The 14,806-nt window shown below is 72.3% G+C and carries 12 protein-coding genes; 9 read left to right on the top strand and 3 right to left on the bottom strand.

The annotated features are described in order from the left end of the window. Nucleotides 1-4: 4 nt before the first annotated feature. Together ACSHV8_RS08550 and ACSHV8_RS08545 are read right to left on the bottom strand one after the other, a co-directional pair. On the bottom strand, nucleotides 5-319 hold the full coding sequence (locus tag ACSHV8_RS08550) for a WXG100 family type VII secretion target (protein WP_436531104.1): 315 nt from the start codon (nucleotides 317-319) through the stop codon (nucleotides 5-7). Nucleotides 320-328: 9 nt separating this feature from the next. Further along, the gene (locus ACSHV8_RS08545; RefSeq protein WP_436531103.1) at nucleotides 329-673 is read right to left on the bottom strand and encodes a WXG100 family type VII secretion target; all 345 of its coding nucleotides are present in this window, start codon (nucleotides 671-673) and stop codon (nucleotides 329-331) included. 173 nt (nucleotides 674-846) lie between these two features. Here ACSHV8_RS08545 and ACSHV8_RS08540 point away from each other — a divergent pair, with 173 nt between their 5' ends. Continuing rightward, nucleotides 847-1,737 (top strand): RICIN domain-containing protein, encoded by an 891-nt coding sequence (locus ACSHV8_RS08540; protein WP_436531101.1) that lies wholly within the window; start codon nucleotides 847-849, stop codon nucleotides 1,735-1,737. A 53-nt stretch (nucleotides 1,738-1,790) separates the two neighbouring features. On the opposite strand, the gene ACSHV8_RS08535 is transcribed toward ACSHV8_RS08540, so the two are convergent. Continuing rightward, on the bottom strand, nucleotides 1,791-2,609 hold the full coding sequence (locus ACSHV8_RS08535; protein ID WP_436531099.1) for an AfsR/SARP family transcriptional regulator: 819 nt from the start codon (nucleotides 2,607-2,609) through the stop codon (nucleotides 1,791-1,793). Between the two features lie 122 nt (nucleotides 2,610-2,731). On the opposite strand from ACSHV8_RS08535, the gene ACSHV8_RS08530 reads away from it, so the two are divergent. The 8 genes from ACSHV8_RS08530 (at nucleotide 2,732) to ACSHV8_RS08495 (ending at nucleotide 14,804) form a co-directional block, all read left to right on the top strand. Next, a complete protein-coding gene (locus ACSHV8_RS08530; RefSeq protein WP_436531098.1) occupies nucleotides 2,732-3,304 on the top strand; it encodes a GNAT family N-acetyltransferase in 573 nt (190 codons plus the stop codon). A 77-nt stretch (nucleotides 3,305-3,381) separates the two neighbouring features. Continuing rightward, nucleotides 3,382-8,265 (top strand): sensor histidine kinase, encoded by a 4,884-nt coding sequence (locus ACSHV8_RS08525; RefSeq protein WP_436536723.1) that lies wholly within the window; start codon nucleotides 3,382-3,384, stop codon nucleotides 8,263-8,265. 2 nt (nucleotides 8,266-8,267) lie between these two features. Beyond that, nucleotides 8,268-8,819, top strand: coding sequence for an RNA polymerase sigma factor (locus tag ACSHV8_RS08520; RefSeq protein WP_436531097.1), 552 nt, complete (start codon nucleotides 8,268-8,270; stop codon nucleotides 8,817-8,819). Then, nucleotides 8,816-9,856, top strand: coding sequence for a hypothetical protein (locus tag ACSHV8_RS08515; RefSeq protein WP_436531095.1), 1,041 nt, complete (start codon nucleotides 8,816-8,818; stop codon nucleotides 9,854-9,856). The genes ACSHV8_RS08520 and ACSHV8_RS08515 overlap by 4 nt, the downstream gene beginning before the upstream one ends. 233 nt (nucleotides 9,857-10,089) lie before the next feature. Beyond that, nucleotides 10,090-11,256, top strand: coding sequence for an ROK family transcriptional regulator (locus tag ACSHV8_RS08510; protein WP_436531093.1), 1,167 nt, complete (start codon nucleotides 10,090-10,092; stop codon nucleotides 11,254-11,256). Further along, nucleotides 11,253-12,764, top strand: a complete 1,512-nt coding sequence (locus ACSHV8_RS08505; protein ID WP_436531091.1) for a sugar ABC transporter ATP-binding protein — start codon at nucleotides 11,253-11,255, stop codon at nucleotides 12,762-12,764. Before ACSHV8_RS08510 ends, ACSHV8_RS08505 begins: the two co-directional genes overlap by 4 nt. Beyond that, entirely contained in the window at nucleotides 12,761-13,783 is a 1,023-nt protein-coding gene (locus tag ACSHV8_RS08500; protein ID WP_436531089.1) for an ABC transporter permease, read from the top strand. Before ACSHV8_RS08505 ends, ACSHV8_RS08500 begins: the two co-directional genes overlap by 4 nt. After that, nucleotides 13,764-14,804, top strand: coding sequence for a substrate-binding domain-containing protein (locus ACSHV8_RS08495; protein ID WP_436531088.1), 1,041 nt, complete (start codon nucleotides 13,764-13,766; stop codon nucleotides 14,802-14,804). Before ACSHV8_RS08500 ends, ACSHV8_RS08495 begins: the two co-directional genes overlap by 20 nt. Nucleotides 14,805-14,806: the final 2 nt, after the last annotated feature.

The following is a 14,806-nucleotide window of genomic DNA, read 5'->3' as shown; positions in this document are numbered from 1 at the left end:
TCGGTCAGTGCCGCCAGGTCTCGATGTTGGCGGTCTCGGCGTCCACGTAGTTCGTCCAGTTGACGTTCATCACGTGGGCGATCTCGCCGAGCACGCCGTCCGGGCCGAACAGGCCGACCGCGGCGATGTCCCACTCGTGCTGCAGGCCCTGGAAGTACTCGGCGGCGGAACTCTTCGTCCACGCGTCCTGCAGCGGGGCGAGCAGGGTACGCAGCTTGTGCAGCTCGTCGGCGGCCGTGTGGGACTGGCCGTTCAGCCAGCCACCGGCCGCCTCCAGGCCCTCACCGACGTAGATCGGGGTGTCATCGATACCGCTCATGGCTCGCTCTCAGCTCAGGTTGGCGGGCGGCAGGTTCAGGTCGACCTGCTGGATGTTCTGGTCCACCTGGGTCTCGACGTCGGTGTAGTTGACGTACGTCCCGCGCAGTCCGCTGGCGATGCCGGTCAGCGACTCGTGCAGCATCCGGGCGTACACGTCGTAGTTGTGCATCAGCGTCTGGAAGCTGGTCGCGGCGATGCCCTGCCACGAGTCCTCCAGGCTCACCACGTAACTGCGCACCCCGTCGAGCAGCGCGGCGATGTCCCCCGCGGTGGTGTCGGCGGACGTGGCGGCGCCGGACAGGTACTCCGGCGTGACCTGGTAGCTCACCCCTCCGACGGTGGTGTCGGTCATGCGGACTCCTCCCCGAGCACGGCAACAGCGACCCATCTTGGCCGCGCGCTCTTGGTAGGACCTTGCCGATTTCTTGTCGCCCTCTTGTCGTCTCCTTGGCGGCGCCCGCAACGCGTTGAACCGGTGGGCCGCGTCGATATACGTTCGCCCGGCCTCTCTGGAAGGAACTCCCCGTGACCGAGCAGCAGCCGCGCCCGACCGCCCGACTGCAGGGTTTCGCCGCCAGCTTCGCCGCGTCGGCCCGCCGTGGCGGCGACGACGACGGCGGCGGGAACGGCAAGCCGGGCCTGCTGCGCCGGGTCGCCGTCCTGGCCGTGATCGCGGTGGCGGTGGCGGCCGGCGCGGTCGGCGCCGGGTTCCTGATCACCAAGGCGAACCGGCCGTCGGCTCAGGCCGCGCCGTCGGCGTCGGCGACCGCCACCGCGGCTCAGCTGCTGCCCAGCGCCGCTGCGACCCCGGCCGTCGCGCTGCCGCTGCCGGCCACCGCGGGCGGGAAGCCGGTGTCCGGCGGGGGTGCTCCGGTGCCGGTCGCGGCCGGCGGCAACGCGCCGTTCACCGGGGCCGCCCCGAAACCGGCCACCGGTGCCACGACCACGACCCGGGCCGTGGCGGCGACGCCGACCACGGCTCCCACCACCGCGGCGGTCAAGGCGACGACCAAGGCGGCCACGACCGCGGCGGCGAGCGGCCAGATGATCGTCGGCTACGCCTCGAACAAGTGCGTGGACGTCAAGGACTCCGGCGGCGACGGCACCCCGCTGCAGCTGTGGTCCTGCGGCGGCGCGGCCAACCAGCGCTGGACGTTCACCGGGGGCACGGTCCGCTCGCTCGGCCTGTGCCTGGACATCGCCGACGCCGACAACGTGAACGGCGCGCAGATCCAGGTCGCCCGGTGCAACGGCGGCTGGGCCCAGAAGTTCAAGATCGACTCCGGCCACAACCTGGTCAACACCGTGACCGGCCAGTGCGTCGACGCCCGCGACCAGGGCACGGCCAACGGGACCCGGTTGCAGCTGTGGTCCTGCGGGGGCACTTCCAACCAGAAGTGGAAAACCGCAACCTGAGACCTTTTTCCCGTACGGCCGTGAAGGCCCCAGCCGAACGCGGCGGGGGCCGTTCAGACCGCGGGGGCGATGAGCCGGCTCGGACGCCCGCCCAGGAACGGGGCCGGCTCCGGGACGGCGTCGAGCGCCGGGTCCTGTCGCAGGATCGCCAGGTGCAGGCGGCGCAGGGCCGGCCCCGGTTCGGCGCCGAGCTCGTCGATCAGGCGGGTCCGCAGCCGGCCGTACTGGGCGAGGGCCTCGGCCGGCCGCCCGGCCTGGTACAGCGCCCGCATCAGCAGTTCCCAGGCCGATTCCCGCAGCGGGTGGGTCACCGTCAGGTCCCGCGCGGCGATCGTCGCGGCGGTGAAGTCGCCGGCCGCCAGCAGGATCGCCACGTGCAGTTCGGCGGCGGCGGCCCGGCACTCCTCCAGGCGGGCGGCGGCGGCCCGGGCGAACGGGAACGTCGCCGCCTCCGCGTAGGCCCGGCCGCGCCAGGTCTTCAGGGCCGGTTCCAGCCGGGTCCGGGCGACGGCCGCGTGCCCGGCCGCGAAGAGGGTGCGGGCCCGGTCCACGGCCCGTTCGAAACGCACGGTGGTAAGCATCGCCGGCTCGGCCAGAAGCGCGTACCCGGCGCCGTCGCGCACGATCGGCGGGCCGTCGGGCAGCAGCGCGCGCAGCCGGCTGATGTGGGCGTGCAGTGACGAGACTCCGCCGGTCGGCGGCCGGCCGCCCCACAGCTCGTCGAGCATGACGTCCCGCGCGACCGGGGCGCGTTCGGCCACCAGCAGCCGCAGGAGCAGCAGCCGGCGTTGCGGCGGGCCGAGGGCGACGGGTTTGCCGAGGCGCCGGACCTCAAGGGGGCCGAGCGCGTCGAACAGGACGGCGGGAGACACTTCGGGATTGAATGTGGCTTCGATGGACGAACCATAGACGTTGTTGTGGAGCGCTCCCACCGCCACGGTCATTACCAGTGCGTGAAATCTCGGAAGCACCCGCTCGGTGTGATCATGGGCGCGTGGAGATCACTACCTGGTATCTGGAACAGACCGCATCTTCCCAGGTCACGGCCGGGAGCCCACCGGATGTGCCGGTCGAGGTCGTCCGGGCCGAGCTGCCCTCGCCGGAGTTCAGCCGCTTCCTGTACGCCGCGGTCGGCGGCGACTGGTTCTGGACCGACCGCCTGGCCTGGACCTATCAGCAGTGGCAGGAGCACCTGGACCGGCCGGGCGTGGAGACCTGGGTGGCCTCCGTGCGCGGCACCCCGGCCGGCTACGTCGAGCTGGACGGCACCCGGCCGGGCGAGGTGGAGATCACGTACTTCGGGCTGCTGCCGGCCTTCGTCGGCCGGCGCATCGGCGGTCATCTGCTGGCCCGGGGCCTGGAGCACGCCTGGTCGCTGGCCGGCCGGTGGCCCGGACTGCCCCCGGTCGGCCGGGTCTGGTTGCACACCTGCAGCCTCGACGGCCCCACCGCGGTCGCCAACTACGAGGCCCGCGGCCTGCGGCTCTACCGTACCGAGACGGAGACCGTGGAGCTGCCGGCCGAGACCCCGGGCCCGTGGCCGGGCGCGGGGCGTCGCAGGATGTGAAAGGAGAGAAAACCGGCGATAAACGTAGGATCATCCGGTATGTGGGTGAGGAGCAGCTGTACCGGAGTGACCGCACGATGGTCACCCGGCGCACCTCACCCGACTCCTCGCCCACCGTGGTCAAGCGGGCCACCGGGCCGGGCGCGGTCCGCCGCATCGAGCACGAGCGCGCGATCCTGCAGCGGCTGGCCGGCGTCCCCGGGGTCCCGCGTCTGGCCGCCCGCCAGCCGCGGCAGTGCCTGGTCCTGCTGGACGACGGCGGTGCACCGCCCGAGCCGGGCCCGATGCCGGTGCCGGAGCTGGTCCACACCGCGCACGACCTGGCCGGCACGCTCGCCGCGGTGCACCGGGCCGGGGTCCTGCACCGCGACATCACCCCGGCCAACATCGTGCTCCGGCCGGACGCCCCGCCGGTGCTCATCGACTACGACCTCGCGCTGGCCGGCACCCCGGAGCCGGACGAGGGCCCGGTCGGCACGCTCGGCTACCTGGCCCCGGAGCAGACCGGCCGGACCGGGCTGACCACCGACCGCCGGGCCGACCTGTACGGGCTCGGCGCCACCGTCTACGCCCTGGCCACCGGCGCTCCCCCGTTCCCCGGCACCGACCAGCTCGACGTGGTCCGGGCCACGCTCGTCGCCACCCCGCCCGCCCCCGACCTGCCGCCCCGGCTGAGCGCGATCGTGATGCGGCTGCTGGAGAAGGACCCGGACCGGCGCTATCAGAGCGCCGACGGGCTGGTCCACGACCTGGCCCGCTTCTTCGAGGACCCGGACGGCCGGTGGGAGCTGGGCGAACGCGACTTCCCGGCGGTTCTGCCACCACCGGCCGCGCTGGTCGGCCGGGACCGCGAGATGCGCGCGCTGGCCATGTCCCTGGACCGGGCGATGGTCGGCGGCACCCCGGCCGTGCTGGTCAGCGGCCCGGCCGGGATCGGCAAATCGGCCCTGGTCCAGACGTTGAGACCGCTGATCGGCGCGTACGGCGGCTGGTTCGTCGCCGGCAAGTACGAGCAGTTCCGCACCGGCACGGACAGCGGCGGCATCGCCCGTATGATCCGCGCTCTGGGCCGGCTGCTGCTGGCCGAACCCGAGCAGGAGCTGGCCGAGGACCGCAAGCGCATCCTGGCCGCGCTCGGCCCGAACGCCGCCGTCCTCTCCGGGATCATCCCGGAGATGGCCGCGCTGATGGGTTTCGACGCGCCGCCGTTCCCGGGTGACCCGCTGACCGCGCCGACCCGGCTCAGCACGACGCTGACCTCGCTGATGCGGGCGGTCGCCGAGCGCCGCCGGCTGGTCGTGCTCGTCGACGACCTGCAGTGGGCGTCCGCGTCCTCGTTGCGGATCCTGGACGGGATGCTCACCGACGGGCCGATGCCGGGGCTGCTGGTGGTGATCGCCTACCGGGACGAGCAGGTCGACGCCGAGCACCCGCTCGCCCCGCTGGTGGCCCGCTGGCAGCGGGACGGCCTGGCCGGGCCGCCGCTGCGGGTGACCGGCCTGAACCGGGCCGGGATCGCCGCGCTGGCCGGTGTGGTCCTGCGCCTGGCGCCCGGATCCGCGGCCGAGCTCGCGGACCTGATCGGGACGGCCGGGGCCGGGAATCCGTACGCGATCGTCGAGTTGATCAACGCGCTGCGCGGGGAGGGTCTGCTGACGCCGGCCCCGTCCGGATGGGCCTGGGACCCCCGGGAGGTACGGCAGTTCGTCGCGCGCCACCGGCTCCCGCAGATCCTCGCCGTCCGTCTCGAGCAGCAGCCCCCGCCGACCCGCGACCTGCTCACCGCGCTGACCTGTCTCGGCGCGGACGTGCGCCCGGAACTGCTCGCGCTGGCCACCGGAACCCTGCCGGCCACCCTCCCGGCCCGGCTCGCCCCGGCCGTCGCCGACGGTCTGATCAGCGTGGACGGCCCGGTACGGTTCCGGCACGACCTGGTCCTGCAGGCCGCCCGCGAACTGCTCCCGGCCGCCGAGATCGAGCAGTTGCAGCTCACCATGGCCCGCCGGCTGGCCGCGCACGGCGACTTCACCCGCGAGGCGGCCGAGCAGTTCCTGGCCGTGGCCGGCCTGGTCACGGAGGAGAAGGAGCGGCGCACGGCGGCCGGGCTGCTGCACGCGGCCGGGCGGCGCACCACCCGGCTGACCAACTACCTGGTCGCCGAGGAGCTGTTCGCGGCGGCCGACCGTCTGCTGGCGCCGCTGACCGGGGAGGCCGACCGGGCCACCCGGGACGCGCTGGCCGTCGACCGGCACGCGGCGCTCTACTACCTGGGCCGGCACGCCGAGGCCGATCAGATCTACCGGGAGCTGTCCGCGCGCCCGGGCGGGCCGGTGGCGACGGCCGGGGCCACCGCCGTACAGATAAATTCCCTGACCCAGCGGGGCGAGTGCCGCGCGGCGATCGCCCTCGGTCTCGACACCCTGCGGCGCTTCGGCCTGGAGCCACCCGCCGACCTGGTCGCCGACAACCTGCGCGTGGTCACCGAGATGCGCGACTGGGTGGCCGTCAACGGGCCGGACTACCCCGACGTGGAGACCCACGATCCGCGGATCGAGGCGCTCGCCGCGATCGTGCACCGGATGCTGACCCCGACCTTCCTGATCGACCCGGTCCGGCACGCCTGGCTGGTCGGCCAGGCCCACCTCCTGTGGCTGCGCAACGGGGTGTGCGCGCCGCTGACCGGGACGCTCGGCGCGGCCATCTGCGTGACGATCGGGCTGCTGGACGACTACCGCACCGGGTACCTGCTGACCCGGCACGCGGCCGAGACCGGGCGCCGGCACGGGTATCAGGCGGAGACCGCGATCGCCACGTACATGCACCTGATGCTGGCCGCGCACTGGTTCACGCCCCTGGAGGAGGTCGTCGAGTCGGCCCGGCAGACCCGCGACGACCTGCTCACGGCCGGGGACGTACAGGTGGCCGGGCTGCACTGCGCGCGGCTGCTGACCCTGCTGCTGGAGACCGAGGAGTCGCTGGAGGCCTGCGCCGAGGAGACGGACGGGGTCCTGGCCTTCGCCGACCGGACCGGGAACCACTTCGCGCGGCTGATCGCTCTCGGACATCGGCAGCTGATCCGGTTGCTGCGCGGACGGTCCGGGGCGCCCGGGTCGTTCGCGGCCGACGACTTCGACGAGGGCACCTACCTCGCGGAGGTCGCCGGGTTTCCGCCGGCGCTGGCCACCTACCACCAGAAGCGGGCCCTGGGCGCGCTGCTGACCGGCGACGCGGCGGCGCTGGACACGCACTCGGCGGCGGCCATGGCGCAGGTCGGCGCGATCCGCGGGTTCTACGCGACCGTGCTGACCCACGTGACGCGCTGCCTCAGTCTGGCCGGCACCGCCTGCGCCCAGCCGGCCGGGCCCGCCGCGCCGGAACCGGCCGCGGAACTGCACGACGCCCGGGAGTGGCTGGCCCGCCGCGCGGCCGAGTCCCCGCACAACCTGGGTCCGCTGCTGCTGCTGGTCGACGCGGAGATCGCCCGGGGCCGGGGCGACACCGCCACCGCGCTGCGCTGCTTCGACGACGGCCTGCACGCCGTCGAGGGCCGCCCCTGGCACCACGCCCTGCTGGCCGAACGGGCCGCCCGCCTGCACCTGGAGCTCGGCCTGACCCACACCGGCCGGCAGCTGCTGACCGAGGCGCGCGACGCCTACCGGGCGTGGGGCGCCGAGGGCCCGGTCGCCCGGCTGGAGACCGAGCACCCGTTCCTGCGCAACACCGCCAGCAGCGCCCCGGGCAGCGGCGCCGACCGGCTCGACCTGATGGCGATCCTGCGGGCGTCGCGGGCGCTGAGTTCGCAGACCACCGTGTCCGGTCTGACCGCGCAGGTCGGCGACGTGCTGAGCGCGATGACCGGGGCCACCGACGTGCACCTGGCGCTGCGGCGCCGGGCCGACTCGCAGTGGCACACCGGCACCCCGCACACCGGGCTGCCGTTGTCCGCGATCCGCTACGTGCAGCGCACCCACCAGCCGCTGCTGGTGGCCGACGCGACGTGCGACGACCGGTTCGCCGCCGACCCGTACGTGCAAGGTCTTGAGGTTTGTGCCCTTCTGGTGACGCCGGTGGTCTGTCACAACGCCGAGGCCGCCGTCCTGGTCCTGGCCAACCACCGGCAGCGGGGCGTCTTCTCGACCGGGCGCCTGGAGTCGGTCGAGCTGATCGCCGGGCAGCTCGCCGTGTTCCTGGACAACGCGCTGCTCTACGACTCCCTGGAGAGTCAGGTGCGGGCGCGCACGGCCGAGCTGGCCGACCGCAACCGGGACCTGGAGAGCGCCAACCAGCTCAAGGCCGACCTGATCGGCATGCTCGGCCACGAGATCAACAACCCGCTGGGGAGCATCCTCGGCTACCTGGGCCTGGTCCTGGACGGCGATCCGCTACCGCCGTCGGCGGCCGAGATGATCACCCGGGTGCAGACCACCACCCGGCGGCTGGTCACCATCGTCGACGAGGTCCTGGCCCTGGTCAGCATCGACGCCGGGCGGCTGACCGCGGCGCCGCGACCGGTCCGGGTGGCCGAGCACATCGAGGCCGCGCTCGGCGCCACCGGGACGACCGCCGCGACCGTGTCCTGCCCGCGCGACCTGACCGCGTCGGCCCAGCCCGGCCACCTCGACCAGATCCTGACCAACCTGATCAGCAACGCGGCCAAGTACGGCGGCGGCGTCAGTACCATCGTCGCCCGCCGCTCGAACGCCGGCCCGGTCACCGTCGAGGTCGCCGACCAGGGCCCGGGCGTCCCGCCGGAGTTCCGCAACCGCCTCTTCGACCGTTTCGCCCGGGCCGAACGCACCGCCGGTAAGGTCGCCGGCACCGGCCTGGGCCTGTACATCGTCCGTGAACTGGCCCGGGCCAACGGCGGCGACGTGCAGTACCGGCCGGAGCCGGTCCGCGGATCGGCCTTCATCGTCTCGCTGCCACCTGTCACGATGGGGCCGCACCCGGACATGAGGTGACCGTGAGCCCCGACGACCAGTTCCGGCAGATGTACGCCGCCAACTTCCAGCCGCTGCTCGGCTACGCGCTGCGCCGCGTCGAGCAGCCGGCCGACGCGGCCGACGTCGTCGCCGAGACGTTCCTGATCGCCTGGCGCCGCCGCGCCGAGGTGCCCGGCGGCGCCGAGACCCGCCTCTGGCTGTACGGCGTCGCCCGGCGCGTCCTGGCCAACCACCACCGCGGCGGCGAGCGACGGGAACGTCTCGGCGAGCGGCTGCGCCGCCGGCTGGCCGCGGTGACCCCGGACCCGGGCAGTGACGTCCCGGAGCGGCTGGCCGTCCGCGACGCCCTGGCCCGGCTCGGCGACCTGGACCGGGAGGTGCTCACCCTGACCGTGTGGGAGGGCCTGGAGCCGCGCGAGGTGGCCGAGGTCCTCGGGGTGAACGCGGCCGCCGTCCGCACCCGCCTGTCCCGGGCCCGCGCCCGGATGCGTCATCTCGTCGGTGACGATCTGCGCCGACCCGGACATGTCTCCAGCGTCCTGACCGCACCGACCCCGGAGGAGGGCCGATGACCGACGACCGCCTGGACCGCATGGTCCGCGACGCCGACCCGTACCGCTCTCACGACCTTCACGGGGCTGACCAGGAGCTCCTGGAGGAGATCATGTCCGTCCCGACCACGGTGGCCAGACCCCGCCGCTTCCTCATCCCGCTGGCCACGGCCGCGTCCGTGCTCGGCGTCGTGGGCGCCGCGGCGCTGTTCGTGCACCAGCGCGACACCACCGAGTACGCCGGCCCGATGCCGAACATCTCGATCGCCGCGCCGAACGAGGCCGACTCGCAGGCCTTCGTGCTCAAGGCCGCCGAGGCCAACCCCCGGCTGCTCATCGACGAGCCGGGCTGGAAGGTCACCAGCGTCTACGGCTTCGCCGACGAGAGCGGCGACATCTTCTTCGAGAAGGGTGCCAGCTCGCTCAACATCACCTGGTACCCGGCCAAGTCGTACCAGAGCTACTACGAGGACCGGCTCGAGGTCAGCAAGCCGGAACTGTCGGCGATCGGCGACTGGCCGGGCAACGTCTTCACCTACAGCGCGAGCGACTTCGCGCTCATGCTGCGCCCCCGCGACGGCATGTTCGCCGAGCTGCGCACCGGCGGGACCTGGACGCGCGCCTCGTTCGACGCCGTCGTCCAGAAGATGAAACGCGTCGACGCCAAGACGTTCATCGCCGCCATGCCGGCCGAGATCGTCACCCCGTCCCGCGCCGCCGAGGCCGCCAACAAGGTCCTGGCCGACGTCCCGATGCCGCCCAACTTCGACACCGACCAGCTGCTCACCTTCGGCACCAACGACCAGTACCAGTTCAGCGCCCAGGTCACCGCCAAGGTCGGCTGCGCCTGGATCGCCGAGTTCGAACGCGCCGACAAGGCCCACGACAAGGACGCCCGCGCCCGCGCCGAACAGGCCATGCGCAGCAGCCACAACTGGAAGGCCCTGAAGGCGATGGTCGACGAGGGCGACTGGGCCGAGGGCTTCTGGGACGTCGCCGACGACGTCGCCGACGGCCACGTCCCGGCCGGCTACCGCGACTCGCTCGGCTGCGATTAAAACCCACAAACCCTTGCGCGTACGGCCGTAGAACCGCGCCCGTGCCCCCGCGTCGCGACCTCCGCTCCCCCGGAGGTCGCGACGCGGCCCGGCCTCCGGAGGACGCGGAAACGTGGGTCCCGGACGCCGACTTTTGCACGGAGCGACAAAAGTTCTGTCTACATCGAACGAAGGTATGGACCCGACCGACAGAAGAGTCCTAACGTGACGGCGAACACAGCACGGAACGTGAGGTGGCTGTCGTGTTATCGATTCTTCGCGCGCTCCGGGACGACGGTCCGGTGTCCCGGGCCGAGCTCGGCGACCGCCTGGGCCTGACCCGCCCGAGGCTCACCGGCGAGATAGAACGCCTGATCAAGGCCGGGTTCGTCACCGAGGCCGGGATGGCCGCGTCCCGGGGCGGGCGCCGCTCGACGCTGGTCGAGATCCACCCGCGGCTGCGGTTCGCCGCGGTCGACCTCGGGGCCGGCTCGATCGACGTCGAGGTGGTCAACGGGCGCCTGGAGACCCTGGCGGCGTACCGGGAGCCGGCCGACATCCGCAAGGGACCGAAACCGATCCTGCACCGGGTGAGCGAACTGCTGGCCAAGGCACGCGCCGAGGGCGTCTACGACCGTCTCGACGGGGTCGGGATCGGCGTGCCCGGCCCGGTCAGTTTCCGCGACGGCGTGCCGGTCTCCCCGCCGATAATGCCCGGCTGGGACCGCTATCCGGTGCGCGAACTGCTCGCCCGGGAGTACGGCTGCCCGGTCGTGGTCGACAACGACGTCAACATCATGGCGATCGGCGAGCGGCACGGCGGGGTCGCCCGCTCGGTCGACGACTTCCTGTTCGTGAAGATCGGCACCGGGATCGGGTGCGGCATCCACCTCGGTGGTGACGTCTACCGCGGGGTCGACGGGTGCGCCGGCGACATCGGGCACATCCAGGTCGACGCGTCCGGGCCGACCTGCTCGTGCGGGAACTCGGGCTGCCTGGAGGCGGTGTTCAGCGGCGCCGCGCTGGCCCGGGAGGCGCTGGCCGCGGCCCGGTCGGGTGCGTCCCCGGCGCTGGCCGAGCGCCTGACCAAGAGCGACCGGCTCAACGCCCGGGACGTGGCCGAGGGCGCGGCCGAGGGTGACGTGGTCTGCATCCGGCTGATCCGCGAGGGCGGCCGCCGGGTCGGCGGGGTCCTGGCCGCCCTGGTGAGCTTCGCCAACCCGTCGATGATCGTCATCGGGGGTGGGTTGGCGCAGCTCGGCCACGTACTACTAGCCGAGATCCGCAGCGTGGTCTACCGCCGCTCGCTCCCCCTGGCCACCGGGAACCTGCCGGTCGTGCTCTCCGAGCTGAGCGGCCGCGCCGGCGTCACCGGTGCCGCCGTCCTGGCCAGCGACGCCGCATTCGAGCAGATCCCATGACCGCGCCGGTGCTCACGCTCACCGACGTGGTGAAGGAGTTCCCCGGCGTCCGGGCGCTCGACGGCGTACACCTGGAAGTCCTTGAAGGGGAGGTCCATTGCCTTCTCGGGCAGAACGGCGCCGGCAAATCCACCCTGATCAAAGTGTTGGCCGGGGTTCATCACGCCGACTCCGGCGAGATCCTGTGGCAGGGCGAGCCGTTCGCCCCGGCCAGCCCGCAGGCCGCCGTGCGCGCCGGGATCGCCACCATCTACCAGGAGCTCGACCTGGTCGACGACCTGTCGGTGGCCGAGAACGCGTTCCTGGGTCACGAGCCGTCCCGGTTCGGCTTCACCCGGCGCCGTAGTGCCGCCGCGCAGACCCGGACGATCCTGGCCAAGCTCGGTCACCCCGAGATCCCGGCGCGACGCCTGATCAAGGACCTCCCGGCGGCCGGCAAGCAGATCGTCAGCATGGCCCGCGCCCTCTCGCACGACGCCAAGCTGATCGTGATGGACGAGCCCAGTGCCGTCCTGGCCCACGACGAGGTCGAGAACCTGTTCCGGATCATCCGGGAGCTGACCGCGAACGGCATCGCCGTCGTCTACATCTCGCACCGGCTCGCCGAGATCCGCGAGATCGGTGACCGCGTCACGGTTCTCAAGGACGGCCGCACGACCGCCGCCGGTCTCTCCGCCCGCACTCCGACCAGGGAACTCGTCGGAAAAATGACCGGACGATCCTTCGAGTACGTGTTCCCGCCGCGCATCGGCGAGGCCGAGTCGCAGGCCCCGCTGCTGACCGTCGACAACCTCGGCCGCGCCGGGGAGTTCGCCGACGTCAGCCTCACCGTCCGCCCCGGCGAGATCGTCGGCATCGCCGGTCTGGTCGGTTCCGGCCGGTCCGAACTCCTGGAGACGATCTTCGGCGCCCGCCGCCCGGACACCGGCACCGTGATCCTGAACGGTCACCGGATCACCGGTGTCGGCGCCGCGGTCCGGCACGGCATGGGCATGGCCCCGGAGGAACGCAAGAGCCAGGCCCTGCTGCTCGACGAGCCGGTCTTCAAGAACATGACCCTGGCATCGTTCGCCGGTTTCGCCCGGGCCGGCTTCACCGCCGCCGGCGACGAACGCGCGGCCGCCCAGCGCACCGCCGACCGGCTGGAGTTGCGCCCGCGCGACGTGGACCGCCCGGCCCGCACCCTCTCCGGCGGCAACCAGCAGAAGGTCGTCGTCGGCCGTTGGCTTCTCGGAGAGACCCGCCTGCTGCTGCTGGACGAACCGACCCGCGGGGTCGACGTCGGCGCGCGGGCCGAGCTGTACCAGGTCATCCACGACCTGGCCGCGGACGGCGTCGGCGTCCTGCTGGTCTCCAGCGAGGTGCCCGAGGTGCTCGGCCTGGCCGACCGGGTGCTGGTCATGCGCGAGGGCCGGCTGATCCACGAGGCGCGCGCCGGCGAGATCGACGAGGACACCGTGCTCGACCTCGTGATGGCGGGGTCGTTGATGGAGGGAGAAGCCGCGTGATCGCCGAGACGGCGCTTCCCAAGGCACATCAGAAATTCGACGACAATCTACTGCGCAACCTCGGCCTGGTCGGTGTGCTCGTCATCCTGGTGATCATCGGGATCGTCACCCGGCCCGAGCTCTACTCGGACCCGGCCTGGGTGAAGAACAACTTCCTGATCATCCTGCAGCAGGCGTCCGGGATCGGCGTGGTCACGGTCGGCATGACGTTCGTGATCATCGGCGGCGGGATCGACCTGTCGGTGGGCGCGATCATCGCGCTGGCCGGCGTCTGGTCGACCACCCTGGCCACGCAGAGCTACGGCGCCGGCGGCATGATCTTCACCGCGCTCGTCGTGGGCGTCGTCGTGGGCCTGGTCAACGGCGCGCTCATCGCGTACGGGAAACTGGTTCCGTTCATCGCGACCCTCGCGATGCTGGTGTCGGCGCGCGGCCTGGCCGCGCAGATCTCCGGCAAGCAGACGCAGGTCTCCGCGAACGACACGATCAACAGCATCGCCACCACCAAACTGCTCGGGATTCCGCTGCTGGTGTGGATCCTGGCGCTGGTCGTCGCGGCCGGCTGGGTGCTGCTGAACCGGACCACGTTCGGCCGCCGGACGGTCGCGGTCGGCGGCAACCCGGAGGCGGCCCGGCTGGCCGGCATCAACGTCAAACGGCACACCCTGCTGCTCTACATGCTCTCCGGCCTGTGCTGCGGCATCGGCGCGATCATGCTGACCTCGCAGGCCACCAGCGCGCAGGCGGCCATGGCCAACCTGTACGAGCTGGACGCGATCGCCGCCGCGATCATCGGCGGCACGCTGCTCTCGGGCGGCCGCGGCACCATCGTCGGCGCCCTCTTCGGGGTGCTGGTGTTCTCCACGATCACCAATCTGTTCGCCATCAACAACCTCGCCACCGAGGTTCAGAACATGGTCAAGGGCGGCATCATCGTGGCCGCCGTGCTCCTTCAGCAGTTCCGCTATCGCTCCCTCACCAACCTCCTCAGGAGGAGAGATGTCGGCAATAACCCGTAGGCACATCCTCTTCGGCAGCGCGGCCGTCGGCGCCGGCGCCGTGCTCAGCGCTTGCACCAGCAACGACTCCGGCGCCCCGGCGCAGGTGAACACCGGCGGCGCCGGTGACGCCAACGCCGCCGCCGGTCAGAAAGTGATCATCGGATTCTCGGCGCCGGCGGCCGACCACGGCTGGATCGCCGCCATCACCGACAACGCGAAGGCGCAGGCCCAGGCGTACTCCGACGTGGAGTTGCGGCCGGTCGAGGCCGGTTCCGACGCCGCCGCCCAGCGCGCCGCCCTGTCCACCCTGATCGCCCAGAAGCCGAATGTGATCGTGCTGCTCCCGCACGACGGCAAGGAGCTGAACGCGACCGGCCTGGAGGCGATGAAGGCCGGCATCCCGGTGGTCAACCTGGACCGGGCGTTCCCGTCCGCGGCGGCGTACCGGCTGCAGATCAAGGGCGACAACTACGGCATGGGCCTGGCCGCCGGGCAGTACATCGGCGAGCAGCTCAAGGCCAAGGGCGTCAGCAACCCGATCATCGGCGAGATCCCGGGCATCGACTCCCTGGAACTCACCCAGGAACGCACCAAGGGCTTCAACGACGCCCTGGCCACGTACGGGTTCAAGGTCGCCAACCGCCGCCCGGCCGAGTTCACCGCCGACTCCGGGCAGGCCTCGGCGACGTCGCTGCTGCAGGCCCTGCCGAAGATGGACGCGCTCTGGAACCACGACGACGACCAGGGCATCGGGGTGCTGGCCGCGATCAAGCAGGCCGGTCGCAGCGAGTTCTTCATGGTCGGCGGGGCCGGTTCCAAGGCGGCCATCGACGCGATCACCAAGGACGACTCGGTGCTGAAGGCCACCGTCACCTACAGCCCGTCGATGGCGTCGTCGGCGATCAGCCTGGCCCGGTTGATCGGCCAGGGCAAGGGTATGTCGGACCTGGTCGAGCTGCAGGTACCCAAGGAGATCACGCTCGCCTCGGAAACGATCACCAAGGACAACGCTTCGAAATACGCGAAGCTCGGCTTCTAGGG

Source organism: Actinoplanes sp. HUAS TT8, assembly GCF_051380535.1.
In the GTDB taxonomy this organism is placed as follows: Bacteria; Actinomycetota; Actinomycetes; order Mycobacteriales; family Micromonosporaceae; genus Actinoplanes.
This window is presented reverse-complemented; position numbering and strand designations above follow the sequence as displayed.